Source organism: Bacillus sp. cl96 (assembly GCF_900100505.1).
GTDB lineage: Bacteria > Bacillota > Bacilli > Bacillales > Bacillaceae_G > Bacillus_A > Bacillus_A cereus.
Window position 1 is genome coordinate 91881 of the sequence record NZ_FNDM01000004.1, and the last position, 25086, is coordinate 116966.

Consider the following 25086-nt stretch of genomic DNA (forward strand, 5'->3'; position numbering starts at 1 on the left):
TTTGCATTAGTACTTAAAAAAATAGATTTGTTTATGCCTTCATATATTTGTAAATACTAAAAGATCAGAGAAAACATTTTAAAGCAATCGTTTGTTATCGCTTTCATTTTATAGACTTTCTATCAAGAGGTCAATATATTATTAATTTTCTGTTTTTATATATTTTAAATCTTATTTATTTGTCACAACTTCTTACAGATAAAGTGCCTCATTATTGCTTAGTCAGTTTATTTTCAACGATACATTGCCACGTAAAAAACAGCTAATATCCTTAAAATGACATTAGCTGTTTTTCATAATGTATTAATATATGAATGATAACTATATTTCTAAATTACTTAATTTTTGCTGCATCAAATGCTTTTTGAACTGCTTGAACTTCAGCTGTATTCGCACCATATTTATTAGTTGCCACTCGAATACATGCTGATCTCAATTCTTTGAAATTAGAAGTCATGTTTAACTCATCTGTATTTGCATAATAGAAAATATCAAACATTTTATCTTCACCAATTCCTTTAACAGTTACTCCGTTATGAGTTCCGCCTTTTGCAATCAGATACGCAACTTTATTAATAATACTTGAATTAAAATGAACACCGCCTTGATCCCATCCATTAAAATCGTTAAATTCACTGTAATCATCTGGATAAGGCACTCCAAGTGAAGATGGAACAGAAGCTGGGTTTTCCATATCACGGAAAACAGATCCCGTTTGTTCTCCCATTGTCCAGTTAAAGTTTCCATTATTTACGTATTTCTCAATAGATGTTCCCATAATATCAGATAGCGCCTCATTAATCGCACCGGATTCCCCGTAATATTCAAGATTAGATTCGCTAGAAGTAACAGCATGTGTAAATTCATGTCCAGCTACGTCATATGCTTTAACAATAGGATCGCCATATACAAGCATACTTCCATTATTAGCACTTAATGCATTCTGCCAATTTTTCGGATCATTCGTCTCTTCAGAATCCCAAGCGTGTACAACTGAAACTACCTTTTGTCCCTTATTATCAAAGCTATTACGCTTGTATTTATCTTTATAAAAATCAAATACTTTTGTTGCTAAGTAATGAGCACTTACTGCTTTTGAATCGTTAAATGTTGCCGAAGTACTTGTCGCTAATGTACCAGGATAATAGCTTTCTTCTTTAGTAATATCTCTGTAATTCACATCATATGTTTCAATGCCTTGCCCTCTTGTATAATCAGCAAGAGCATATTTGCCATTACTTTGTTTAGAGATACCAAATGAACGATTAATACCTAAATCATCTTTTCCTGTTCCGGTTAATGATGTAAGACTGCTTTGTTTACTTTTCTTTAAAGCTCCAACTAGTTTGTCACTGGCCTTTAAGTTAGATTCTTGTACCATATTTTTTAACATATCACCATTTTGTGCATTTACTAAATAAGTACCAGAAACATAGTTTGGTGTTGCAGCTTCAAATTTAACTTGGTATGCATTTTTAGCTTGTCCATTATTTTCATCAACAAAAATAACCTCTTTAACTTCTGGCTCAGAAATAAACTTGATATCGTTCCCGTATTTCGTATAAATATATTGTTTTGCTTCATCTTTTGATAGATTAATAGGTTTTTTCAATTCTTCTTGTTTTAAATTTTGCGCGCTATCACCTGAAACACTTTTAATAACACCCTTATTATCTACGTGTGCAGTTAATTGATGTCCATATACTTCTTTTCCTTCGTATGTTTGCTGCATACGCACAAGTGTAGTTCCATCATACGAACCACGTTTTTGAAGGACTTTATAATCTACTCCTGCTTCTCCATTGACTTGTTTTTGGGACAGAGCTTGTTCTGTTTTCTCCTTAAGTGCATCCTTTACTACATTTTCTGGTGCCTTTTGTGACGGCTGTGTAAGTTCACCCGAACGGAACGATTCCTCCTGAATTTGAACTTGTAGTTGATCTGTTTCCTCTGCATGACCTACCCCATATGGTGCCACAGCTGTTAAAGCTAATCCTGTTGTTAATGCTACCTTAGTTAATGTCTTTTTGTTTTTCATTATTTCACCTCGTATAATTTTTGAAATAGAAAGCTTGTACAAAGTATACTGTCTATTAATGTCTAAAAAAAGAGAAAATACACAATTTATGTAATGTTATGCAAAATTACATAAATTGTGGTCAATATTATAAATAATGAACGGAACACATATGTACATTAATTTGAATAAAAGAGAGTCCTTATAGGTGCTCACCCAATTGGTTAGTTATTAATTATCTATATTCATTGTAATAAAAGTATACTTACCTCTAAATAACAACATAAAAACCCACTCTTTACTATTGTAAGAGTGGGTTTAATGTTATTAAAATAACAATTACTATAAGAAATTTTATAATTTATATTTTTTTAGTAATCCTACTAAGTTTTTTGTAAAATTCACCTTTTGTCTTTACATGATTAAACTGATTTGGATTAATATTTGCTTTTTGTGAGAGTAATATAATCTCTTCTTTTGAAATTGAGTCTTTCGTATTTATAGATGCTATATTTGTGTATTTTCCGTCTTCTGTTTTTGGAATTTCTAAAATCCCTTTATTCACAAGATCAACTACCGCCTTATGCTCTGAAGAATGTAAATCTACACCAGTAATTTTCCAATTATGCATAACTTTTGGTGTGTATACACCGTTCTTTACCTCTTTTAAATATGTAATAGCAAGGTTACGAATGGTTCCGCCTGTTTCTCCAAATGCATTCTCTTGTTTAGATGACCAAATTTGTTCAAACTTACGCCCCTCTAAAGCTCCACCTTTTGCCTGAAGAGCCTCCATTCTATATGCATTCATTCCCAACGTCATAACATCGCTCATTTTGATTGGTTTGTTTGTACGAATAGAGCGTAAATTTGTAATTCTGCTTCCATATGGTTTTGTTAAGTCAATTTCGTATTTTACGCCTCCAAAGAAATCGTTCGTACTGTATTTAGATGCACGGCGGGTTTTATCAAAGCTAACGGTTACATCTCCGGCACGAGATGAGTTAAAATATCCTGCTGCCCATTCCATATAGTCTTTTAAATCTTTTCCAGAAATCTTATATACTGTAATTTCTCCCAAGGCATATTGGTAATTGTACGCAATATCTTTTTTCTTAATAGGGCCTGTATCTAAACGGGCATAATCATTATCAATTTGATGGGCTACTACATCTGCTTTACTGTAGTAGAGCATAACTTCATGAAAGAAATCTGATAAAGGTGTTTCTTGAATCTGAACACTTGGAATACCCTTTATTTCATTTTCAGGAACAAGATTTCTACCCTTTAATTGAGCGACTACAACATTTGCATCTCCTCTCGCATATTCGTGAAAAGGTGTTAATGTTTCTTCAAGTGTAGGATCGGATAATATCGTTGTCCCATCAGCATTTTTTACAGGTATAGCGGTAGCAGTTTTATTTTTTAAAGCCAACTTCCCATCTTGCTTTGTAAAAGTAAGGTCAATACGTGAAATATGTGTTCCATATTTATCTGGTTCTGTAATAATTACGCCATTTACAACTTCTTTTTTTACAAGTTTATGCATATGAGCCGCAAAAATAGCACTTAGTTCCGGACAAGCATTTGCAATATCTTGAACACCAGTACCAGGGATACCATTCTCATTTTCTAATCCCATATGCATAACTCCTACCATTACATCTACTTTACCTTCTAATTCCTTAATTGCCTTTTTCGTCTCTTCTACCGGATTTTTCACCACTAAACCATTTAAGTGATCTGTCCCTTTTTCAAAATCACTAATCATTGGTGTATTCATACCAATAATCCCAACTTTAATTCCACCTTTTTCTACAATTGTATATGCAGGAAGAAAGCGCTCTTCATTTTCCTTGTAAATATTTCCTGCTAACGTTTTTCCCTTATATTGCTCACTAACTTTTTTCAATGTATCTAATCCAAAGTTGAATTCATGATTTCCAAATGCCCAGGCATCATATCCCATTGTATTCATCGCTACCATCATTGGCGATTGTGGCTTATCGTTGAATAATTCTACTGAGTTTCCTTGAATTGTATCCCCGGCATCTACTAATATGGTATTTGGATTTTCTTGACGGACCTTCTTTATAACCGTATAAAGCTGCGTCAAACTTCCACTCATATTTGCTCCATCAAGCGCATAATCCCAAGGCATAAATCTACCATGAATATCTGCAGTACCTAACAATGTGATATTAACTTCAGATTCCTCAGCCTTAGAGATAGATGGTTTGACTATTACTGCCGTTCCAAGCAGTAATAGAATTACAAAGTAACATACATAGTTCTTCCATTTCATTTTTTGCATAATAATAATATTTCTCCCCTTTTTGTACTTTCATAAAGTTGCTTGAACTTTAAAAATGTAACTTATTATTCAGGAAACTTCAACTACAAAAGATAATTTTGAAGGTGGTTCTGTTGCAAAAATAAAGAGAATAAATTGCATACATCCTCTAACAGAATTGTATTTTATCATTTCCTGACAGAATACCCCTTCCTTAAGAGTGTGAAGTGTACTTTCAAAAAAATAACCCCGCTCTTCATTTAAGACGGGGTTACACTTATACAGAAAATCGGATAGTTTCATATTTTCTTAAGCTTATTGGTCACTTTCAACTAATTTCATTCTATTTTTGTTTTCTTCTGAATCAATATGAATCAACCGTTTCCCCTGTTTATAATACGTATCAATAAATAGGGAATAATTTTTACTTTTCAATTTCACAAAGCAATTTTATCTCTTTTATTTGTGAAATATGACGCTGTTCATGTAAATAGATCAATTCTATCCACTGATCAAGGGATAATTCTCCAAGAGCTGGATGCATCACTGATTTTTTCGCTAATATAGACTCATCTTCTATTGTACTCAGGAAACGCATCAATTCTTTTCTTGATTCGTTTAGCATATTGAGCATTTGCTCCACTTCAAATGGTTCTATACTTGGTTCAATCATTTCTGGAGCTATAAACTTTTTCGTTCTATCTAATAAAATAGTGTGAATTTCTTTACGCTCATTTTGGGTACTATCTAACTTTTTTAACCCTGAGGAAATAACTGTTATCACTCTCTCATCTAATAAAACTAAATGATGACAAACTTGTGCAATACTCCATTTATCCTTATCTGGTTTCCTATTAAATTGAGCATCACTCAACAAAGTAATTTCCTCAAATAATTGATCTCTCGTTTCATAAAACTTGTCATTTACAAATGTATCCATGTGGATTCTCCTTTCATTGCAACCTACATACTTAAATTTCTACGCTAGAGATATTATCTTCAAAAAAAGTTTTTCTTTCACTACTATTCCAATTTTATTTTAAAGCCACAAATGAACTTATTTGTTTTTTTATATCTTTTTAATTGGCACAAATAAATCAACCTTTAACTTTCCGTCTAGATCTTCAGCAACATTATTTAAGCAAAACTCTAAATTATCTCTATCATAATCTGCATCATACTCACTATTTGGTAGCCACTCTACATACATGTATTGATACGCTTCACTTAATTTATGAGGTTCATCATAGAACTGGTATAGACCATATGTACCTCCATCTAATTTTTTAAATTGCACATCATGATACTTTTCTTTATCGAAGTTTTCAGGAATCGTAACACATGCATCATGCCGGCACTTATGACTTGCAACAAGTTCAGGATTATCCAATGATATTCCGATAAATGATTGCTCTGGTGGATACAGTTTATTTTCAATTGACCAATTCAGTAACTTTCCCCAATGATCTTGCGGTTCAAAGTAGCTACCAGTTCGTCTTATATACGCTACTTCTAATGGTGGTAATTTTTTTATAACAACTTTCATTTATATCTTCTCCCCTATAAATATGTACACTGTTTAATTAGCTTTCTTTAACATTTATTCCTTCTTAAATAAAAAGAATTCTCTAATCATATAAAGTGAAACTTTAATCAGCGATGGTTTTGTTCATCCCCACTGATTATTAGTTGAACCAATCGGGCTACCAGTTAATGCGGGATAAACTTTAATTGATAACATGTATAACAATCTTGAATAATAATGTCCTATCAATTTATCATTAAATAAATGTAAAAAATGACCCTATTTATTCATTTTTAATGCGTATGTATGTACATTTGTTAATTTATTCGATATATTATGGGTATTGAATGATTACGTGAAGTGTATAGGTCGCTTATATAACACCTTATATTTTTATATCCGTGAAAACTACAAAGTGTATGAAAATCCATTTGTCAAATGAATTTAGTGCGGAAGGAGGTTTGTGGTTACTTCATAGGGTATAATAATCAGTTTTTTACTGATAAAAATATAGGAGGCGACATAATGTTTCGTACGATTTCAAATTTCATGAGAGTAGCTGAGATAAGAAGGAAAATCCTTTTTACACTAGCGATGTTAATCGTTTTTCGAATTGGCACGTTTATTCCAGTTCCTCATACTAACGCAGAGGTATTAAAAGTACAAGATCAAGCTAACGTTCTAGGTATGTTAAACGTATTTGGTGGAGGAGCATTGCAACACTTCTCAATCTTTGCTGTAGGTATTACACCATATATTACAGCTTCCATCATAGTACAGTTACTACAAATGGATGTTATACCTAAATTTTCGGAATGGGCAAAGCAAGGAGAAATGGGCCGTAAGAAATCAGCTCAATTCACTCGATACTTTACAATCATTCTCGCATTCATACAGGCCATCGGAATGTCTTATGGCTTTAATAATATAGCAGGTGGACAATTAATAACAGATCAAAGCTGGACTACATACTTATTTATTGCGACAGTTTTAACTGCAGGTACTGCATTTTTACTTTGGTTAGGCGAACAAATTACCGCTAACGGAGTTGGTAATGGTATTTCGATGATTATCTTCGCAGGTCTCGTTGCCGCGATTCCAAATGTTGCAAATCAAATTTATTTACAACAATTCCAAAATGCTGGCGATCAGCTATTTATGCACATAATAAAAATTGTTTTAATTGGACTCGTAATTTTAGCGATAGTTGTTGGTGTTATTTACATTCAACAAGCTGTACGTAAAATACCGATCCAATATGCAAAAGCTGTTTCAGGAAACAATCAATATCAAGGAGCAAAAAACACTCATTTACCGCTTAAAGTAAATAGTGCTGGTGTTATACCAGTTATCTTTGCTTCTGCATTTTTAATGACGCCGCGTACAATTGCGCAGCTCTTCCCTGATTCAAGCGTATCAAAATGGTTAGTTGCAAATCTTGATTTCGCACATCCAATTGGAATGACACTTTATGTCGGTCTTATCGTTGCTTTCACATACTTCTACGCATTTATTCAAGTAAATCCTGAACAAATGGCTGAGAATTTGAAAAAGCAAAATGGATATGTTCCTGGTATTCGTCCTGGTAAAGCAACTGAACAATATGTAACTAAAATTCTATACCGTTTAACATTTATCGGTGCAATTTTCTTAGGTGCTATTTCTATATTACCGCTCGTATTCACGAAAATTGCTACGTTACCACCTTCTGCTCAAATTGGTGGTACAAGCTTACTTATCATTGTCGGTGTAGCACTAGAAACTATGAAGACGTTAGAAAGCCAGCTTGTAAAACGTCATTATAAAGGCTTTATTAAAAAAGTGAATTAATTATCAAAAACACAGTTGGTTATTTTTCCAACTGTGTTTTTGATTTTATCAGTCCTGTAATATACAGGGCTGTTGCTTTATTAAACTACATCTCCTTCTCTAATAACCGCCCTTTTTTGAAATAAGTCCGTAGCGTTGAACGATTGGCCAAAAATACACCAATCAATATAAGACAAGCCCCCATTCCCATTGTAGGATTTAAAGGCTCTCCTAAAATGATATATCCCACAATTATTGCAATTAATGGTGATACATATAACCACGTCGATGGAAATACTGGATTTGTTTTTGATAAGAGCCAGTAATATAATCCGTGTCCACCAATCGATCCGATAAATATGAGATATAAAATAGGCCATTGCACACTCCATGAAGTTAATACGGTTACATTTGGTTGTTCTACAATAATAGATGCGATGAGTAGTAAAATCCCTCCATAAAACATTTGAATACCGTTAATAAGAAATGGTGATACATTTGATAAATCTGACAGTATTTCTTTCGAACGAATAGAGCCTATTCCGTAAAATAGCTCCCCTATAACTAAAACAATACAAGCAATACTCCATATGAAACTTACTTGTTGATGCATTCCTGGTAAAGAAACAAATATAACACCTATTAGTGCAATAACTAAAGCAACGAGTTGTTCCTTTTGTAATTTCTCCCTATTCCTCTTTGCTTGTATTAATAAAATCATCATTGGTCCCGTAGCAGAAAGAACAGCAGCTAATCCCGAAGAAATATATTGTTCTGACCAATATAAACTTGCGAATGTCATAAATGTTAAACAAAATCCAGCATACATAATACGTTTTGAAAATATATGTGGCATAATTTCTTTTCGCTTTAATTTAAAAAGAATCATAAGGATTATACCCGCTAAAAAGAAACGAATTCCTGCTGAAAACAACGGTGGCGCTCCTGCTTCAATTCCAATTTTAATCGTTAAAAATGTTGTCCCGAAAATAATACATACTAAAATGTAATTAAAAATGACCATTTTACTTCCTCCTTTTTACTCTTAAAATGAGTATAGAGGCTATGGTGTATAACAGTGTATCGGTACATATAACAGTTACTTCAAGTTGTAGTTGATTCCCTATATATTTTTCGCTTTAATTAAATTAAAAAGAAAAATAGGTGAACCTATGAAGATTGTATTGCGTAAAGAATCAAACATACCGTATTACAAGCAAATATATATGCAAATTGTTGAAAGAGTACAAAGTGGTATGCTTTCACATGGTGAATCCCTTCCTTCTTTACGTTGTATGGCCACAGATTTACAAATCAATGTATTAACTGTTCGTAAAGCTTATAAACAGTTAGAAACGAAAGGGTATATACGCATCGAACAAGGAAAAGGTGCTTACATATATAAACGTGTAAAGAAAGATTTCAAACCGATACCGTATAAATGGCAACAATCAAGATCTATTAATGTTATGCGTTCTCAATATGCAATGAATAAACACCGTAAATATTATGATTTTTCACAAGCAATTCTGTATCCCCGTCTGTTACCAAATCCATTTTTGGCAGACGAAATGCATAAATTGCTGGATAAAAATCCGATGTTGTTAGCAACTTATGGGCCAGTTCAAGGCGATTATGAATTGCGAGTTGAAATAGCAAATTACTTAAATGAACACCAGAAATTAGTGACGGACCCATCTCAATTATTAATTACAAGCGGAGCACAACAAGGAATTGATTTAATTGCTCAAACATTATTAAAACCTGGAGATACTGTATTAGTAGAAAGTCCGTGTTACAGTGCCGCGCTTGATGTTTTCATCAATAAAGGTGTTCAAATCATTCCTGTTTTTCTTGATAATCATGGAGTTCGCTCCGACTTAATTGATGATATTTGTCAAAGTAAAAATCCCGTTTTATTGTATACGAATCCGACCTTCCAAAACCCGACAGGTACAGTAATGAGTAAAGAACGAAGAATGGAACTTATAGAACTAGCGGGGCTATATCAATTTTTTATCATTGAAGATGATTCTTTCGGAGAAATATATTTTGAAGATGCTATAATCCCGCCCCCAATCAAAAGTTTTGATAAGGATGGCCACGTAATATATATAAAAGGATTTAGTAAAACGTTAGCACCAGGACTGCGTATCGCGGCGCTTATTGCCGATGGTCCTATTTTTGAATGGCTATATGCAGTAAAAGGTTCAATGGATATCGGTAGTCCTTTATTAACACAAAAGGCACTTCTACCGTTTTTACGTGCAAAACGTATGAAAAACCATTTAGAAAAATTACGTACAGCTTTACAAATGAGACGTGATTTAACAATTGATATATTATCGCCATTAAAAGAACTACACTTTGAAATACCAAATGGAGGTTTTAATTTATGGGTGACACTACCTGATTCGATAGATCCCTTTACCTTATTACAAAAAGCAAATGAAGTAGATGTCTCTTTTTTACCAGGAACAGCTTGTCTATTAAACTACGAAACAAATGATAACCAATTAAGAATTAGCTATTCAATGTTAAACGAGAAAGATATGGAAATTGGATTAGAGAAATTACATGATACAATACGAAAAAGTATTTGTTAGAAGCAATATCACATTAGCCAACAATAAATAATGCCCGCAAATGAAAATGTATAGTATGGGATATTATCTATTGTTGAGCTTTTTCGTTATTCTTAACAACCGATTTTAAAACTTGTCTTTCTTTTAATTCTTCAACACTGCCATATCGATCAATAACGATTGCTTTCATTTCCTCTCCTCCTTGCTGTTTATTTTAATAACATACAATTATTTCTCAAAATTTTTTGCCTTGAATTACCATATACTTATTTTTGGGGGTAATTATGCAAAAAGCATTATAAAGTGAAACTTTAATCATTCCTCACCAATCGGGCTCTTACTGCCCGGCAAATAGCGGGATGAATTTCAAAAAGAATCTTACACACATCTTAGAATTATTCAAAACTGTATTATTAATTAAATTCAAAAGAAATGGGGCTAACTTTATGAGTGAAAAGATATTTAAAATAAACGGTATTGATATATGTACAGAAAGCTTCGGTAACTCTAATGATCCCGCTATTTTATTAATTATGGGAGCTACTTGTTCAATGATATATTGGGATGAAGAATTTTGTGAACAGTTGGCGAACACAGGGAAATTTGTTATTCGCTTTGATAATCGCGATGTTGGACGCTCTGTTACATATGAACCTGGCACTTCAAATTATTCAGTAACAGATATGGCTGAAGATGCAATCGGAGTATTAGACGCTTATCATATTGATAAAGCCCATCTTTTTGGTATGTCATTAGGTGGTATGATTGCTCAAATTGCCGCTGTAAAACATCCCGAAAGAATTTTGACGCTAACTTTACTAGCGACTAGTGTAATAGGATCTGATAATAATACTCGCGATTTACCCCCAATGGATGAAAGGATTTTAAAACATCATGTAAAGAGCGCAAGTATAGATTGGACAAATAAAAATGATGTGGCAGAATATTTAGTTTCAGGATCTCGTCTATTATGTGGATCAGAACGAATATTTGATGAAAATAGAGTTTATACACAAGTAAAACAAGAAATAGAACGCGCAAACAATTTATTAAGTATGTTTAATCACGCTTTACTTCAAGGTGATGATGCATATGAAGGTGTACTTCACTCCATACAAGCACCAACATTGGTTATTCACGGAACAGACGATACAGCACTCCCATTTGAACATGGCCTCGCACTAATTGATGAAATTCCAAACTCAGTACTATTAACTCTTAAAGGGGCAGGCCATGAAAACCATCCAGATGACTGGGAAAGCATAATTAACGCTGTTTCTAAACATACATCTAAAATTTAGATAAATAACTAATGGAAGGGGGCACAAATTGTGCCCCCTTCTAGTTACAAACAAAAACCCATCACTGTATTCGTATGTATAGTGATGGGGACTTTTTATATTTTTCTATGTTTAAAAAAATGGACAATCTAATTGATCAACAGATTCCCATAATTTTTTTTTTGCATTTTCGGTGGATGTATTTGTGTCTAGTGTCATGTTTTTAAAAGGGTTTACTTCGACTTTTAATAAGGATGAAGGCTCCACATATAATGAGAAAACATGGCTGCTTGGTAAAGCTTTTGAAACGTCAATATCTCCAACTTGTTTAAATAGTTGCTGCGCAGCAAAAAAGAAGAAATTAGTTGGATTTGATTGTTTATTCAGCCACGCAAGCATTTCAGGTGATACCGATTTATGAATATTGATTTTTACTCGATCACCACGTTTATATCGCCTAGATCGCATACTTCCACCAACTAACTTATCGTTAAGTTTGTAAATCCTAACTCTTTTTGCTTATGCTCTCTATATTTTGGCGAACAAGTATAAACTAATAATCCTCGTGCATTTGTAAATAACGGATTATCTACAAAGATTACATTTTTGAGTCGTCCTTTTTGCTTTAAAATCATTTTTAAACTATTTTTAATAATTACTGCACCCCCGCCATAAATAAACACGTATGGATCGTCTTTCATATCATCAATTTTATTTATAATATCTGTTGCAACACGTGCTGCTAAACCTAATAGCGCTGGCTGTGATTCCTCAACTAATAAGGTATTTCTCGGATGCTTATCATTTAAATAAATTTGATTGAATTCTGTAATACTATCAATCGTTTTAGTTGGATACTTCCGGTTCCATCTCGTAATGATTTGTAGTAACGTCTCTTTTACACCATAAGATAAACCTTTACTTAGTTGCGGACGGAAATTCACCCCTAATGAAACGACTTCTTCTGTCGTCCCTGCACCAATATCAAAAGAGAGTAGAGTTTTATCTACAAAATCAATTTCAGAAACTTGATTTTGCTCACATTCTATTTTATGTTTCACAACATTTCCTTCTTCATCGTATACAATGCCCCACGTACCAGAAGCGCCCTCAGGCAGGCATTTACAATACTCAATTGAAACATTAATTGTCACATCGCGTCCGTTCGGATAATGGAAAATAACCTTATGATTTCCCATATAACGTTTTGCATTTTCAGCAGCTATTTCTTGTGTAATAAGCTGCATAGGAAGAGCGACAGATAAATCATAACGAATATTAATATGGCTAGAAGTTGGACTTTGACGCATAGCGCTTACCGCCAAACCTGATAGTATTGTAATAACCATTAACTCATCCGTTGACTTATTCGATTTCTTCTCTACCTCAGTACCTTTTAATTGATCTTGAATAACTTTTTCTCCAACGATATATCGTACATTATTTAGCATTAACGATGGCGAACTTATAGTCACATCAATGTGGTTTTCTAATTCAGATAATGAAACATCTACCTCATCTAAGAGTCCTGTAGGCTCACCTATATATAAAGAATAAATACTCGGAATAAAAATAGGGTCTTGCCCTTTCACCATTAACTTCAAACCGTTGTTTCCTGCATCTGCACCAGCTTTTAAAAGTATAGACATAACTACCCCCTAAATTAATCTGACATCCCTTCCAAATATATGCGAGCCCATTCTTTTACATTCAAATGTATTGTAATTTTTTATTTATCATAAAAACAAAATATTGCATACTTACATATTGTATGTAAAAAATATTTGACATGACAATTTTCCAATTTTATACTTATATTTGTAAAGAGTTTTTTACAATCGAGGGGGCAATTATTTATTGAATACTAAAAAAACTATTTTTATAATCATTGTTTTAGCATTAATTGCAATACTAGTACATGGCACATATAAATACATAACTGAAGGTTCTATTTTAGGTGGTACGATTTTTGCTATTTCGTTAATACTTAGTAATTTAATTAATCACATTACTTGGGGAGATCCCCACGGTGTGCCAGAAGAAAGTCAAGATGAGATGGGACAACAAATTACATATAAAAGCTTTAAAATTGCGTATTTTGTGCTTGTAGTTGTAATGTTCCTTTTATTAATCTTCTCCGAAGGATTTTCTATGGGGGCTAATTTAGATGGAGTAAAAAACCTCCCCCTGTTCATCGCAATTTGCTCTTCATTCTTTATTTATCCTATTGTCGAACTCATAGTTGCAAAACAATATAAGTAAAAAGATGAGGTTTTCTACATGTAGAAAACCTCATCTTTTTATATTTACATAATCTCTACAATTGCTTTTAATTTATTCACAGTCCGCCAATTCCTAACTGTAGCTGGTGTATGTAACTTCTGAAACTGGTTCATTAATTTAGAATTTCGAATGCTATTTTTGAAAAATAAATAAACGACCTTCTCATCTATATAGCAATCTTCAAGTTCACTTTTAAATGTAAGCAATTGACTACTCTCTTCTTCAGAAAGTACATTAGCTAAAAAAGCAATATGAACACTTTCTCCTTCTAACAATGAATGAACTTCATATGGACATTGTTTAATAATATTTATAAATTCATCATGTGTTCTTAGCATGACTGGAACATCGAAATCAAATTCTTTTTTTATTTCAGATTGTATTTGGTCCTTTAGAAAGTTTATACCTTCCTCAGATTCGAACACAATATTACCACTTTGTATATATGTTTTCACTTGTTTTAACCCTATTGATTCAAACACTCGTTTTAAATCAGCCATTTTGATTACTTTATGGCCACCGACATTGATTCCTCTTAGTAATGCAATATAAAATGTCATATTATCCCCCCCACAGTAAAATGAACTTATCAATTGAATTGGTTTTCCCACTCATATTTCTCGGATATTTGTTTTAATTCTTCTAACATATCATGAATAGATAATACCTCAAATAAAATAATAGATTCACTTGAAAAATGGTGATGATAATGATTTGGTTTATAATCTTTTAAATCATTTTTATAACTCCAAAATTGCTTGTCTAATTCAGCAATAAGTTTGAAATGTTCCTCATCAATTTCATTACAACGGTTTCTCAATATAGCAATTATAGAATGAATTGTTCGTTGTAATATTTCTCTTTCACTTTGTGACCAGTCACAAGTCTCAATTGATACCCGAGCTAAATTATCTATATGGTAAATGATTTGCTGTAATATATGAAGTTGCTTCTGCATCGTTAAAAAGCTTCTCATTTCCTTCTTTGTATGTTGATGATATTTCCAATCTTTCTGCTCATATTGAACAAATTGTATCGCCTTATGCAATAATAAAGTCAATTTAGATAAATCCTGAGCAGTCTCCTTTTTCACACCTTTTCCTGCAACTAATGCAGTAATCCATTCTTCCATAATATTTGCTGTTTTAGCAAATAGATCCTCTGTACATCCAAAATCATTTTCGTGTAGTGGGGTGGAAAAATGAAAAAATTCACTAAAGTAGATACTATAATACCAGTAGATGTAGTAGCTAAACGAATTAAAAATGCAGTAAAATAATGATTTGCCGTAATTGGAATCATTGCTACGGCAGTTAAAGTTGCAACTAAAGTTCCCGCATGTAACCTTAGTTTTTGACATGTAACGATCGTAAACATTGCAGCTAATGCATAAGAAATTGCTTGGTGGCCTAGGAAAAATGTGAAAGTCATGGCATATGCCGATCCAATTGTTGAGGCCGGAAAGCGAATAAGTCCTTTTTTTATTGAGTCTGTTGCAGTTGGTTCAATTGTAACAATTGCTGTTATTACAGCAAAAATAGTTGGGATGTTAAAAAAATCACAAACTAACACTGTAAGAAAAACTGCAATTCCAGTTTTAATCACTCTTCCTCCAACGATATTCCATTTTCTATCTTGATTCATTTTTTATATCCTTCATTCCTGTTTCATTTTATATACATATATTATATATTGTTAAAATAAAAAAACCTACTACTTGAATATTCAAGAGTAAGTTTTCTATCTCATTATTTCATTATAGGTAAATGCATTATTATTTGTTGGCCAATTGGTCCCATTCTTCTAAAACCTTTATCTTGGAAACCAACTTTTGCATATAAATTTTGTGCAGGAATATTTCTTTCATTCACAGCAAGTACAACTTCATTTTTTATTGGAAAATAACGTTTTACAAACTCTTCTAATAATAACAATGACTTTTTAGCGAATCCTTTTCTTTGTCTATTGTGATTAATAGAAAATGACGTTAAAAGTAAAGCATCCTCATTATCTGTGAACTCCTTTACTCTATCTCCCGTTTCCAATGCGAAAAGACCCACCGGTACCCCATTGTGATCTAAAATAACAATCACATTTTTTGTATAATCACTTTTTGCTTTCTCCAGTAATGCGCTTGGATCTGATGTAAACTGAACTTGTTCACTTGGTAAAGTAAATGTTTGTATAACTTCTTTATATTTCTCCTTATACGGAGCTAATTGAATTTCCCCTGTGTGTATGTTCATGCTAAACTCTCCCATTTTTCAGCTTATTAACTTATACCTTGCTGTGCTTTTGAATGCACTCTTCCATCTAAAAAGGTAATTTCAACAAATGAATTTGGATCGTTCCCTTTCCAAGCAAAAATTTGTTTAATTTGTGTAGAATGCTCTACCCCTTCTTCTATAAGTAAATCTCCTTCAAAACCAATTAAATCTTTCACTTCTGTATAAGTCATTCCTTCATTTATACTCGAGAAATGATTTATATTGATAGACTCTTTCTGTTGCCTTTCCATCACAGTAGAAGAAGTTGCTGTTTGGTTTTTCACTTCTTTTCTCTGTTCACACGCTGTCATACTGAAACCTAAGCATAAACTAAACAATATACATGCGCTTTTTTTCATCATAACAGTTGTCCCTCCCATGATAATTAAACCATATATTCCCTTAAAAATAAACTGAATATTTAATATTATATTTAAAAACCTCGTACAATTAAGTACGAGGCTAATTTCATTTATTCAAATGATTATTTGATTGATCATCCTGTTCTTTTCTTAACTCTTGTTCTTCATCTTTTGGTAATTGTTTATCATTATCTTTAATTGGATTCGTTTCTCTATTTTCTATCATATCATTTGGAACTTGTGGCATTACTCGGCCCACAATAGCGGCTAATTCATCTAGTATACCTTCACCTGTTTTTCCTTTTTTAATTTGCTTTCCGATTTGTTTGAGGCGTTCATACGTATCAACATCTGCTACAACGACTGCATTAGCACCGTCAGGGTCATTTTTTAAACTTTCTGCAACAGAGTATTTAATTGATTCAACTCGAGTTCGATCAAGTTTTGCTTTTACATCAATACCTACAATAGCATATTTTCCAACAACGACCGCTGTTGCATCATTCACACCTGGCACACTTGCTGCTAAAGATGCTAAATGATCTGCTGCTTTTTCATTTGGCTTATTTGATTTATTCGTATAATTAACATTTTTCATTGAAACATTTTTTTGTTCCGGCTTTTCGTTTGGATTGTCTTTTTTTCCAATACTGCATCCAGTTATAACGAAGCAAAGCATCAATATATATATTAGAGTTTTCATTATTTTCACCACTTCACTATTAAGGTTTAATCATAAATTTTTTCAACAGCTTGCATTTTCTTTACCTTTTCCTCGGCCCCGCTATTAGCATTAATGAATATTTGGTACGTATCTTTTCCTAAAGTGCCTACAAATTCATAGCAAAGCACTTCATTATGCAAATCATTGACTACTAAAGCTTTACGTTCTTCCATGACTTTTACATCCGGATTGATTTTCTTTCTTGCTTCTGCTGCAGTTAGCTTTGCCGATGGAACTGTTCGCTTTTGATGTGACGCTAAGTATTCTTTTGCGGAGAACCCAACGATAGAACCATCATCTAAAGCAATTTTCATTTGGATTGCTTCTGGATAAATTCGTACTCCATTTTCATTTACTACATACGTAAATACACCAACATTATCATATTGAGAGCTATCATAAAGCTCCATATTATTAAACTTATGGTCCTTTAAAAATTTCAAACCTTTACTACCTGCATCGTTTAAACTAACTTTCTGTTCTTTAATTTCGCGGTTATTCATAACCCAAATTGGATATCCGCCTTTTCCGGTAATATCCATATAGAACTCATTGTTCGTTGCTTCATCTTTAATTTTCACACTATAGAAGGATTCTTTCGCACCTTTTCCGCTTTTCTCAACATCTACTTTTTCATTTCCTTTTAAATTCAAAAACGATTTGGCAATTTTCGCCGCTTCATCTCTAGAAATTGTCTTTCCTTCCGCTTCAAATCCACCTTTTTTATTTTTTTGCGCACTTGTAAAGGTCGGTCCGAAGTTTGTAGAAGAATATGATGTTACGTTTTTCTCTACAGTTTTCAATCCATCAATAATTGTGTTATCTGCTGGATCGCGATTTGATGCAAGTGCCATTTCTACATCCATCCAGCGTAAATTATTTTTCAAAACAAGATGTTGTACTTTTCTTAGTTCATCTTGTATATTTCCTGCATTTGAATATAAAGTTTGTAGCGTTTTATATTCTTGCTCATTTAACGGCTCTTTTTCTAAATCACGAATGGCTGCACGGTAACTGAAATCACCGATATTCGCTAAAAATTCTTCCGTTTTATTAAATGGCATTAATGTTAAAGGTAGTTGTCCTACATCTGAGCGAGCTTCAGATGTTAAACGCCATACATCCGCTAATGCAGGTGATAAAGATGATCGTGAATTCATCGCAAGTGTTGTGCCAATTTTATCGTGTAATAAATCGACTTCGTATGCTAAATCATGGAATGCACGTTGATAGCTATTTTCCGCTCGAATTAAAACCGCATTTTTCTCTTGGTGCTCTTTATAGCCCCAATAGCCTGTTCCTACTACACCGACTGTTAATAATACAATGATAATACCTCGTAACATTGTCCCACCTCCGCTCTATTTACAGAAAATATGTTTACCGATTTTTTTAATTTGTGGACGAGTCCAAATCCATTTACTAGTCGCAGTATCTGGATTGAAATAATATAAAGCATTTCCTGTTGGATCCCATCCGTTAATCGCATCTAAAACTGCTTTTTTTGCTGTTTCATTTGGTGTTAAATATATTTGTCCATCGGCTACCGCTGTAAATGCTCTAGGTTCAAAGATTACACCTGAAACAGTATTTGGGAATGACGCACTTGTAACACGGTTCAAAATAACAGCAGCTACTGCAACTTGTCCTAAATATGGTTCACCGCGTGATTCTCCGTATACTGCGTTTGCCATAAGCTGAATATCATTTTGAGAATAACCATTCGGAACATTTGTCCCTTTATTTTGAGGTGGTTTATTCTCTTGTGCAGTGCCACCACTATTTCCTTTATTCGTTGTCGTCCCTTTATTAGCAGTTGACTTGTCATACTTCGTTGCTTTCACGAGCATTTGCTTCGTTTTAGCTCCAGCTAAACCATCAACGGGTAATCCAAATTTCTCTTGAAAATTCCGAAGTGCCCAATATGTACCCCATCCGAAAACACCATCTACTTTTCCCGTATAAAATCCGTTATATTTTAAACGAGATTGCAGTTCAATGACATCTTCGCCCGATGCTCCTCTTTGAATGACTTGATTAGAAAATGCTTCTACATTCTTTAGTTGTATACTACTGACCATTAAAGACAGTCCTATGAACGCAAGTAAAACCGCTATTTTAAAAATAGCTTTTTGGCGCATAATTTTCCCTCCTTAATTATGTAAATGATTTCTTGGTTATGTTTTGTAAAAGCCTCGCTTTTATGTAAAGAAGACAAAAAAATCCAAACTAATATCGTAGAAAGAAAATGTAAACAATATAAAAAAAGGATAAAAGGAGTTCATCATGAAGAATTTGTTAAAGCGTGTCGCACTCGTCCTTCTGTTCCTAACAACATGTTCAAATGTATATACAGGCTCATCAATTGTTCATGCGCAGCCGCCGTATGCAAAATGGGGTAAGCTTGCTGTAGAGAAAACGAAAGAAAAGTACCCAAAAGCAGAGATTATTGATTACCTTCATATAGGTAGAAAACCAAAAACCGTTCAAATAACAGTTGAAAAATTCAAATTGTGGCTACGTGAAGACGGAAAAGAATATGGTGTTTTTGTTGATGTGGAATTTGAAACGAAGACGGAGAAATTTATTAAAATGTCGTTTCAGAAGACGAGTAGATAAAATGAAAGAAACCCGGCTATTTAGATTCATAACAGCCGGGTTTCTTTCATTTCTAAAATTCTTTTCTAAAATATCGATTCCCTAAAAATCTTACCAATATACAAATAGTTCCAATTACAACTGCTATCCCTATACTGTATAAAAGTACTCTACCATATCCACCTATTCTCGGATCTAAAAATGGATAAGGATACCAATTCACGATTGGACCACGAATTAAGCTATATACAACGTAAAAAAACGGGAATAAGAGCCAACTTGAAGCTTGTTTCCAAGTGATTTTCTTATTTGGTGGATTTAATATCCAATCTAAAAGCATAGCAATTGGCATGATATAATGTAACACCGTATTTACCCATGGTATTGCCGTTTGAAGTGATTCTTCTAACCCTCTTAATAATAAAAAATAAATGAGTCCAGTCGTAAGTATGTATACCGTTGCTGCACCACGAAGTATACTAAACTGTTCTGATCGACCAAATGTAGCTGTTCCGATACTACTTAAAAGGAGAATACATGCAACTAAAATGTTACTTTCGATCGTGAAGAAACTAAAAAAGTTAACTGGATTGAACGGTTTCACTTGTGCCCGTATTATAAATTGCGTAATGATTGCACTAAATGCTAGAAGGCTTAAACATAGTCTAAATAAAGATAAAATTTTTTCATCCTTCATACATTCCCTCCTTTTCTTATATATAATTAGAATTTCCCTGTACATGCTCAATAAATAATTTTAACGGAACGAGCCCACGTTTTGGCATATGACTACTTATAATAGATACTACTTCTAATTGAGGAATGATAACGATGTATTGTCCGCCGTATCCCATAGCGAAATATATACAATACGGTATGTGAAATCTTTCGTTATGTAATACCCACCAGTGATATCCATATGCGCCGACATGTTCATATGTTTCAAATTGCGCCCTACTTGACTCTTTTAACCATTTCGCTGATACAATTTCTTTTTCATTCCAATATCCATTTTGCAAACATAATTTTCCTAATTTTAATAAATCGGTAGATTTCATTTTCATACCGAAGCCACCTACATATATACCCTGCGGATCTTGTTGCCACTCGTATTCGTTAATTTTCAATGGATCAAATAAATATTTCTTTGCAAACCGCTCTGTCGACATTCCAGTAGCTTCTTGAATAATATAGCTCAGTAAATGAGAAGAACCTGAATTATAATTCATTTTTGTAGCAGGTTCTTCAATTATTGGCTTTTCTAATATGTACTGTACCCAGTTCTCTGATTCTACAAAGTCATTTGGGAATACTACTCCATTCCCAAACTCTTTCCAGTCCTCACCAGTAGTCATTGTTAATAAGTGATATAGCGTTAAATCATGTTTTTCCCCAGGTACATTTTCAATCCACTCTGTAATTGATGTATGTATATCATTTATATAGCCCTTATCAATTGCAATACCAATTAATAAAGATACGATACTTTTTGTAATCGAATTTATTTTATATAAGTTATTTGCACATTCGGGTGTTTTATAATACTCCGTTGTTAATTCCCCTTTTTGATAAACAAGAAATGTATTCACTTTTTTCTTTTCGAATTTATTTTCTAGTTGCTTGAAATCCAAAAACTTTACCTCCATTTAAATAGTTACTCCATTTATTATATCTTGTTCCTTCATTTTAAACATAATTGTGTTCAAATAAAAATAAACCTGTCAGCCATAATGAACTGACAGGTTTATTTTTATAATTTCGTACGAACATTCCAAAGCTCTGGGAAGAATTGTTGATCAAGTACTCGCTTTAAATAAGAAACACCGGAGGATCCACCTGTACCCATTTTATGTCCAATAATTCTTTCTACTGTTTTCATATGACGGAAACGCCATTGTTGTAGCCAGTCTTCAATATCAATCAATTTTTCAGCAAGCTGATATAAATTCCAATATTTTTTCACATCCGCATACACTTCAAGCCATGCTGCTTCTACTGTTGCATCTTCTTCATAAGGCTGCGTAATATCACGGTTTAATACATCTTTATGAATAGGGAATCCTTCTTTTACTAATGCTTGAATCGCGACATCATATAGACTTGGTGCATGTAGCGCTTTATGAAGTCGTGCATGTAATTCTGGATCCTTTTCATAAATTTTTAATGCGTGTGGCGTTTTATAGCCAAGTGCATACTCAATCATACGATATTGATACGATTGAAAACCTGAAGCTTGACCGAGTGAATCACGAAACTCAATATATTCTGATGGTGTTAATGTCGCAAGAATATCCCAAGATTGAATAATTTGAGACTGAATTTTTGATACACGTGCTAACATTTTAAAAGCTGGTTGTAATTTATCTTGTTTAATAGATTCAATCGCCGCATTTAGCTCATGTAAAATGAGCTTCATCCAAAGCTCACTTGCTTGGTGAATAACGATAAATAACATTTCATCATGATGGTCCGATAATTTTTTTTGAGAAGATAGTAAACTATCTAATTGTAAATACTCCCCATACGTCATATTCTCTTTAAAATCCGTATGAATCCCTTTTTCCATAATTACTTTTTCATTTTCTTTCATATTAGCCAAACGCCCCTTTTATATGATTCTACTTATATTGGTCTAATAACGGCTCGAACTGGACTTCCATCTGCATCAGTTAATGCAAGTGGTAATGCAATAAGTTCATAATCACCGTCTGCTACATGATCTAGTACGACATTTTCTAAAATATGAATTCCATGTTTAAATAATTGATGATGCGCTGCTAATTCTTTATCATCTAGCGGATCAACTGATGGTACATCTACTCCGATTAAACGAATACCTTTCTCTGAAAGAAACGACGCTATGTCTGCACGTAAATGAGGGATCACCTCTGGAAATTCTTCAGCTTTTCCATGTGAAGATGTACGTAATAATAATCGTTCTACACCTTCTAAATGAAAGCTTTCTAATTCCTTTTTCCCGATGCTTTCAAGATTAGAAACGTCAATAATCCGTGCTGGGCCAACATAAACTTGAACATCTAAATCCAATACTTTCTTTCCATCATTATCAAAATGAAATGGTGCATCAATATGAGTGCCTGTATGAATACTCATCGTTAACTTTCCGACATTTACTGAGCCACTTTCTTCTTTTGACCATGAAACTTCATACGAGAACGGTGTGTCTCCTGGCCACGTTGCAATATTATTATTTAGCGGTTGTGAAATATCAATCCACTCTGATGTTTTCATATTTATGCCACAACCTCTCGCTTATTTTCAAACTGCTTATACTCTTCATTTTTCATAATTTTCTTTAATATTTGTACAGATTTCCACACTTCTTCGTATGTGTTATATAAAGCGACCGGCGCAAGTCTCACCCCATTTGGCGCTCTAAAATCTGGAATTACTCCATTTGCTTTTAGTGCTTTACATATACGTGCTGCTTCTGCATGCTCTAAATAAATGTGCCCGCCTCGTTTTTCATCCTCTAATGGATTTCCAATTGTAAATTCGAAATCTTTTAATTCATGTCCAATTAAATTCAGCATGTATCTCGTAATATGTAAAGATTTCTCACGTAAACGTTCAATACCAGCATCTTTGAAAATTTCAAGTGAACCAATTAATGGTGCTGTACTTAATACGTGCGGTGTACCAATTTGATAAGCACCTGCATGATCAGCAGCTGTTAATGTATGCTCCATATCAAACTGTTTATCTTTTCTAGAACTAAACCATCCAGACAATCCTGGCAGTCTATTAAAATGTTTACTATTTACATAAAGGCCTGCAACACTACCCGGTCCTGCATTTAAATATTTATAATTGCACCAAACAGCAAAATCGACATCCCAATCTTTGAAATGATGCGGAATAGATCCTATTGAATGGCATAAATCAAATCCAATGTGAATGCCGCGTTTATGAGCTTCCGTTGTTAAACGTTTCATATCAAGAATTTGACCACTTCTATATAAAACAGAAGGTAATAAAATTAAAGCGATATCATCTTCCATCGCATGGATAATATCTTCTTCAGAAAGTGTTCTACCATCTCGGCTTTTCACTCTTACTAAATGCTCCTCTGGATCTAATCCTTTTAAACGAATTTGACTTTGAAGTGCATAAATATCTGATGGGAAAGTTAATTCATCCGCAAGTATTTTTGTACGTATTCCTTTTGGTTCGTAAAACGTCGCAATAACTTGGTGTATATTTGTAGTTGTAGAACCGGTTACAATAGTTTCTTCCGGTAAAGCACCAATAAGAGGGGCTGTAAGTTTACCTAATTTCTCTGAAAGGAAAAACCACGGGTGCTCACCTTCTGTCCAGCCGTCAATGCCATAATCTTTCCACGAATCTAGCAACGTAAGTAATGATTTCTCTGCTCTTTTTGAAAGTAGCCCTAATGAGTTTCCATCTAAATATATAGTACCTTCTTTTTTATAGAATTCAGTTTGAAAATCTTTCAGTTCATCATGTTTATCACATTCAAGCGCATACTCATAAGTTGGTTGAAATGGTTCTTTATACATGGTGTCACCTTCTCTTAATTTTCTTTTTATTCTAACTAATTGAAATATATCACCTTAATTGATACAACGTCAATGATATTATGTCAGTTGACTTTATATATGAACTTCTTTTACAATACAGTTATATTTTCAGATATTTCAGTATAAAGAGGTGATTCTTTGAAAAACCCTACTCTTTCATCAAGAAAACACCGCTCCTTAGAAACGAAGAAGAAACTATTACACTCTGGTTACACTATTTTTATAAATAATGGATTTCAAAAAACGACAATTACACAAATTATTAAACATGCAGAAACTGGTTACGGAACAGCATATGTATACTTCAAAAACAAAGATGATCTCCTAATTAGTTTAATGGAAGATGTTATGAATCGTTTTTATAATATCGCTGAGCGCTCTTTTTCTCCACAAACAAAAGAGGAAGCACGTATAATGATCCAAAATCAAGTTAGAGCATTCCTGCAATTAGCAGATGAAGAACGCGCTATTTTGCAAGTTGTAGAGGAAGCGATAGGATTATCAAGAGAAATACGGCAAAAATGGGATGAGATTCGGGAACGTTTTATAACAAGTATTAAACAGGATATTACTCACTCTCAAGAAAGTGGATTAGCACAACCTAATTTAAATAAAGAGATTGTAGCACGCAGTTGGTTCGCGATGAATGAATCGTTTCTTTGGACTATTACGCAAAATGATAAAAAGATTAACTTAGAGGAAATTGTGTATACGTTAACGGAGATGTATACGACCGGGTTATATAAATAGCACACCTTCAATAAGGAAGGTGTGTTATTTT

The 25086-nt window shown here is 33.4% G+C and carries 24 protein-coding genes and 1 pseudogene; 6 read left to right on the top strand and 19 right to left on the bottom strand.

Going from position 1 to position 25086, the window contains the following annotated elements; all coding sequences use genetic code 11:
* Window positions 1-334: 334 nt before the first annotated feature.
* From BLT20_RS10630 to BLT20_RS10645, 4 genes are all read right to left on the bottom strand, one after another.
* Window positions 335-2038, bottom strand: coding sequence for a M4 family metallopeptidase (locus tag BLT20_RS10630; RefSeq protein WP_073339182.1), 1704 nt, complete (start codon window positions 2036-2038; stop codon window positions 335-337).
* Between the two features lie 340 nt (window positions 2039-2378).
* Window positions 2379-4331, bottom strand: a complete 1953-nt coding sequence (locus BLT20_RS10635; RefSeq protein WP_073339184.1) for a bifunctional metallophosphatase/5'-nucleotidase — start codon at window positions 4329-4331, stop codon at window positions 2379-2381.
* A 403-nt stretch (window positions 4332-4734) separates the two neighbouring features.
* Window positions 4735-5250, bottom strand: a complete 516-nt coding sequence (locus BLT20_RS10640; RefSeq protein WP_000379366.1) for a DinB family protein — start codon at window positions 5248-5250, stop codon at window positions 4735-4737.
* Window positions 5251-5379: 129 nt separating this feature from the next.
* Window positions 5380-5856 (bottom strand): AraC family transcriptional regulator, encoded by a 477-nt coding sequence (locus BLT20_RS10645; protein WP_000869612.1) that lies wholly within the window; start codon window positions 5854-5856, stop codon window positions 5380-5382.
* A 504-nt stretch (window positions 5857-6360) separates the two neighbouring features.
* Here BLT20_RS10645 and secY point away from each other — a divergent pair.
* Window positions 6361-7665, top strand: coding sequence for a preprotein translocase subunit SecY (gene secY, locus BLT20_RS10650; RefSeq protein ID WP_000490135.1), 1305 nt, complete (start codon window positions 6361-6363; stop codon window positions 7663-7665).
* An 85-nt stretch (window positions 7666-7750) separates the two neighbouring features.
* Here secY and BLT20_RS10655 read toward each other — a convergent pair whose 3' ends face one another.
* Entirely contained in the window at window positions 7751-8668 is a 918-nt protein-coding gene (locus tag BLT20_RS10655) for a DMT family transporter (RefSeq protein ID WP_000234340.1), read from the bottom strand.
* Window positions 8669-8816: 148 nt separating this feature from the next.
* Between BLT20_RS10655 and BLT20_RS10660 the strand changes: the two genes are divergently transcribed.
* Together BLT20_RS10660 and BLT20_RS10665 are read left to right on the top strand one after the other, a co-directional pair.
* A complete protein-coding gene (locus BLT20_RS10660; protein WP_000706777.1) occupies window positions 8817-10250 on the top strand; it encodes a MocR-like pyridoxine biosynthesis transcription factor PdxR in 1434 nt (477 codons plus the stop codon).
* A gap of 425 nt (window positions 10251-10675) precedes the next feature.
* Window positions 10676-11530, top strand: coding sequence for a BCA family alpha/beta fold macrolide esterase (locus BLT20_RS10665; RefSeq protein WP_001290783.1), 855 nt, complete (start codon window positions 10676-10678; stop codon window positions 11528-11530).
* 111 nt (window positions 11531-11641) lie between these two features.
* Here BLT20_RS10665 and BLT20_RS10670 read toward each other — a convergent pair whose 3' ends face one another.
* Together BLT20_RS10670 and BLT20_RS10675 are read right to left on the bottom strand one after the other, a co-directional pair.
* Complete coding sequence (locus tag BLT20_RS10670; protein ID WP_001257760.1) at window positions 11642-11977, bottom strand: hypothetical protein; 336 nt, start codon at window positions 11975-11977, stop codon at window positions 11642-11644.
* A gap of 11 nt (window positions 11978-11988) precedes the next feature.
* Complete coding sequence (locus BLT20_RS10675; RefSeq protein WP_000025622.1) at window positions 11989-13158, bottom strand: ParM/StbA family protein; 1170 nt, start codon at window positions 13156-13158, stop codon at window positions 11989-11991.
* Window positions 13159-13366: 208 nt separating this feature from the next.
* Here BLT20_RS10675 and BLT20_RS10680 point away from each other — a divergent pair, with 208 nt between their 5' ends.
* The gene (locus tag BLT20_RS10680) at window positions 13367-13771 is read left to right on the top strand and encodes a hypothetical protein (RefSeq protein WP_001093139.1); all 405 of its coding nucleotides are present in this window, start codon (window positions 13367-13369) and stop codon (window positions 13769-13771) included.
* A gap of 44 nt (window positions 13772-13815) precedes the next feature.
* On the opposite strand, the gene BLT20_RS10685 is transcribed toward BLT20_RS10680, so the two are convergent.
* The 7 genes and pseudogenes from BLT20_RS10685 to sleB form a co-directional block, all read right to left on the bottom strand.
* Complete coding sequence (locus BLT20_RS10685) at window positions 13816-14352, bottom strand: DUF1697 domain-containing protein (protein ID WP_000145144.1); 537 nt, start codon at window positions 14350-14352, stop codon at window positions 13816-13818.
* A 29-nt stretch (window positions 14353-14381) separates the two neighbouring features.
* Window positions 14382-15436 (bottom strand): annotated as a pseudogene (locus tag BLT20_RS10690) (aromatic acid exporter family protein).
* Window positions 15437-15540: 104 nt separating this feature from the next.
* Complete coding sequence (locus BLT20_RS10695; RefSeq protein WP_002025890.1) at window positions 15541-16053, bottom strand: GNAT family N-acetyltransferase; 513 nt, start codon at window positions 16051-16053, stop codon at window positions 15541-15543.
* 11 nt (window positions 16054-16064) lie between these two features.
* Complete coding sequence (locus tag BLT20_RS10700) at window positions 16065-16421, bottom strand: hypothetical protein (RefSeq protein WP_000976446.1); 357 nt, start codon at window positions 16419-16421, stop codon at window positions 16065-16067.
* 106 nt (window positions 16422-16527) lie between these two features.
* Window positions 16528-17124 (bottom strand): YhcN/YlaJ family sporulation lipoprotein, encoded by a 597-nt coding sequence (locus tag BLT20_RS10705; RefSeq protein ID WP_000854053.1) that lies wholly within the window; start codon window positions 17122-17124, stop codon window positions 16528-16530.
* A gap of 26 nt (window positions 17125-17150) precedes the next feature.
* On the bottom strand, window positions 17151-18491 hold the full coding sequence (ypeB, locus tag BLT20_RS10710) for a germination protein YpeB (protein ID WP_000943734.1): 1341 nt from the start codon (window positions 18489-18491) through the stop codon (window positions 17151-17153).
* A 15-nt stretch (window positions 18492-18506) separates the two neighbouring features.
* Window positions 18507-19286 (bottom strand): spore cortex-lytic enzyme, encoded by a 780-nt coding sequence (gene sleB / locus BLT20_RS10715; protein ID WP_001249053.1) that lies wholly within the window; start codon window positions 19284-19286, stop codon window positions 18507-18509.
* Window positions 19287-19431: 145 nt separating this feature from the next.
* On the opposite strand from sleB, the gene BLT20_RS10720 reads away from it, so the two are divergent.
* Window positions 19432-19764, top strand: a complete 333-nt coding sequence (locus BLT20_RS10720; RefSeq protein ID WP_000793371.1) for a YqzG/YhdC family protein — start codon at window positions 19432-19434, stop codon at window positions 19762-19764.
* Window positions 19765-19816: 52 nt separating this feature from the next.
* Here the strand turns inward: BLT20_RS10720 and BLT20_RS10725 are convergent, their stop codons facing one another.
* The 5 genes from BLT20_RS10725 to kynU all read right to left on the bottom strand — a co-directional run bounded on the left by BLT20_RS10725 (window position 19817) and on the right by kynU (window position 24284).
* The gene (locus BLT20_RS10725; protein WP_000650957.1) at window positions 19817-20440 is read right to left on the bottom strand and encodes a Pr6Pr family membrane protein; all 624 of its coding nucleotides are present in this window, start codon (window positions 20438-20440) and stop codon (window positions 19817-19819) included.
* 16 nt (window positions 20441-20456) lie between these two features.
* Entirely contained in the window at window positions 20457-21374 is a 918-nt protein-coding gene (locus BLT20_RS10730) for a serine hydrolase domain-containing protein (RefSeq protein WP_000346251.1), read from the bottom strand.
* A 119-nt stretch (window positions 21375-21493) separates the two neighbouring features.
* Window positions 21494-22333, bottom strand: a complete 840-nt coding sequence (gene kynA, locus BLT20_RS10735) for a tryptophan 2,3-dioxygenase (protein ID WP_061660927.1) — start codon at window positions 22331-22333, stop codon at window positions 21494-21496.
* 32 nt (window positions 22334-22365) lie between these two features.
* Window positions 22366-22995: an arylformamidase gene (gene kynB, locus BLT20_RS10740; protein ID WP_000858074.1), complete on the bottom strand. Its 630-nt coding sequence runs from the start codon at window positions 22993-22995 to the stop codon at window positions 22366-22368.
* A gap of 2 nt (window positions 22996-22997) precedes the next feature.
* Entirely contained in the window at window positions 22998-24284 is a 1287-nt protein-coding gene (gene kynU / locus BLT20_RS10745) for a kynureninase (protein ID WP_000276272.1), read from the bottom strand.
* Window positions 24285-24443: 159 nt separating this feature from the next.
* Between kynU and BLT20_RS10750 the strand changes: the two genes are divergently transcribed.
* On the top strand, window positions 24444-25055 hold the full coding sequence (locus BLT20_RS10750) for a TetR/AcrR family transcriptional regulator (RefSeq protein ID WP_000795497.1): 612 nt from the start codon (window positions 24444-24446) through the stop codon (window positions 25053-25055).
* Window positions 25056-25086 lie beyond the last annotated feature (31 nt).

Bases quoted from the DNA above. Each gene is read 5' to 3' on its own strand.
- BLT20_RS10630 (WP_073339182.1), bottom strand. From the start codon at position 2,038: ATGAAAAACAAAAAGACATTAACTAAGGTAGCATTAACAACAGGATTA.
- BLT20_RS10635 (WP_073339184.1), bottom strand. From the start codon at position 4,331: ATGCAAAAAATGAAATGGAAGAACTATGTATGTTACTTTGTAATTCTA.
- BLT20_RS10640 (WP_000379366.1), bottom strand. From the start codon at position 5,250: ATGGATACATTTGTAAATGACAAGTTTTATGAAACGAGAGATCAATTA.
- BLT20_RS10645 (WP_000869612.1), bottom strand. From the start codon at position 5,856: ATGAAAGTTGTTATAAAAAAATTACCACCATTAGAAGTAGCGTATATA.
- secY (WP_000490135.1), top strand. From the start codon at position 6,361: ATGTTTCGTACGATTTCAAATTTCATGAGAGTAGCTGAGATAAGAAGG.
- BLT20_RS10655 (WP_000234340.1), bottom strand. From the start codon at position 8,668: ATGGTCATTTTTAATTACATTTTAGTATGTATTATTTTCGGGACAACA.
- BLT20_RS10660 (WP_000706777.1), top strand. From the start codon at position 8,817: ATGAAGATTGTATTGCGTAAAGAATCAAACATACCGTATTACAAGCAA.
- BLT20_RS10665 (WP_001290783.1), top strand. From the start codon at position 10,676: ATGAGTGAAAAGATATTTAAAATAAACGGTATTGATATATGTACAGAA.
- BLT20_RS10670 (WP_001257760.1), bottom strand. From the start codon at position 11,977: ATGCGATCTAGGCGATATAAACGTGGTGATCGAGTAAAAATCAATATT.
- BLT20_RS10675 (WP_000025622.1), bottom strand. From the start codon at position 13,158: ATGTCTATACTTTTAAAAGCTGGTGCAGATGCAGGAAACAACGGTTTG.
- BLT20_RS10685 (WP_000145144.1), bottom strand. From the start codon at position 14,352: ATGACATTTTATATTGCATTACTAAGAGGAATCAATGTCGGTGGCCAT.
- BLT20_RS10695 (WP_002025890.1), bottom strand. From the start codon at position 16,053: ATGGGAGAGTTTAGCATGAACATACACACAGGGGAAATTCAATTAGCT.
- BLT20_RS10700 (WP_000976446.1), bottom strand. From the start codon at position 16,421: ATGATGAAAAAAAGCGCATGTATATTGTTTAGTTTATGCTTAGGTTTC.
- BLT20_RS10705 (WP_000854053.1), bottom strand. From the start codon at position 17,124: ATGAAAACTCTAATATATATATTGATGCTTTGCTTCGTTATAACTGGA.
- ypeB (WP_000943734.1), bottom strand. From the start codon at position 18,491: ATGTTACGAGGTATTATCATTGTATTATTAACAGTCGGTGTAGTAGGA.
- sleB (WP_001249053.1), bottom strand. From the start codon at position 19,286: ATGCGCCAAAAAGCTATTTTTAAAATAGCGGTTTTACTTGCGTTCATA.
- BLT20_RS10720 (WP_000793371.1), top strand. From the start codon at position 19,432: ATGAAGAATTTGTTAAAGCGTGTCGCACTCGTCCTTCTGTTCCTAACA.
- BLT20_RS10725 (WP_000650957.1), bottom strand. From the start codon at position 20,440: ATGAAGGATGAAAAAATTTTATCTTTATTTAGACTATGTTTAAGCCTT.
- kynA (WP_061660927.1), bottom strand. From the start codon at position 22,333: ATGAAAGAAAATGAAAAAGTAATTATGGAAAAAGGGATTCATACGGAT.
- kynB (WP_000858074.1), bottom strand. From the start codon at position 22,995: ATGAAAACATCAGAGTGGATTGATATTTCACAACCGCTAAATAATAAT.
- kynU (WP_000276272.1), bottom strand. From the start codon at position 24,284: ATGTATAAAGAACCATTTCAACCAACTTATGAGTATGCGCTTGAATGT.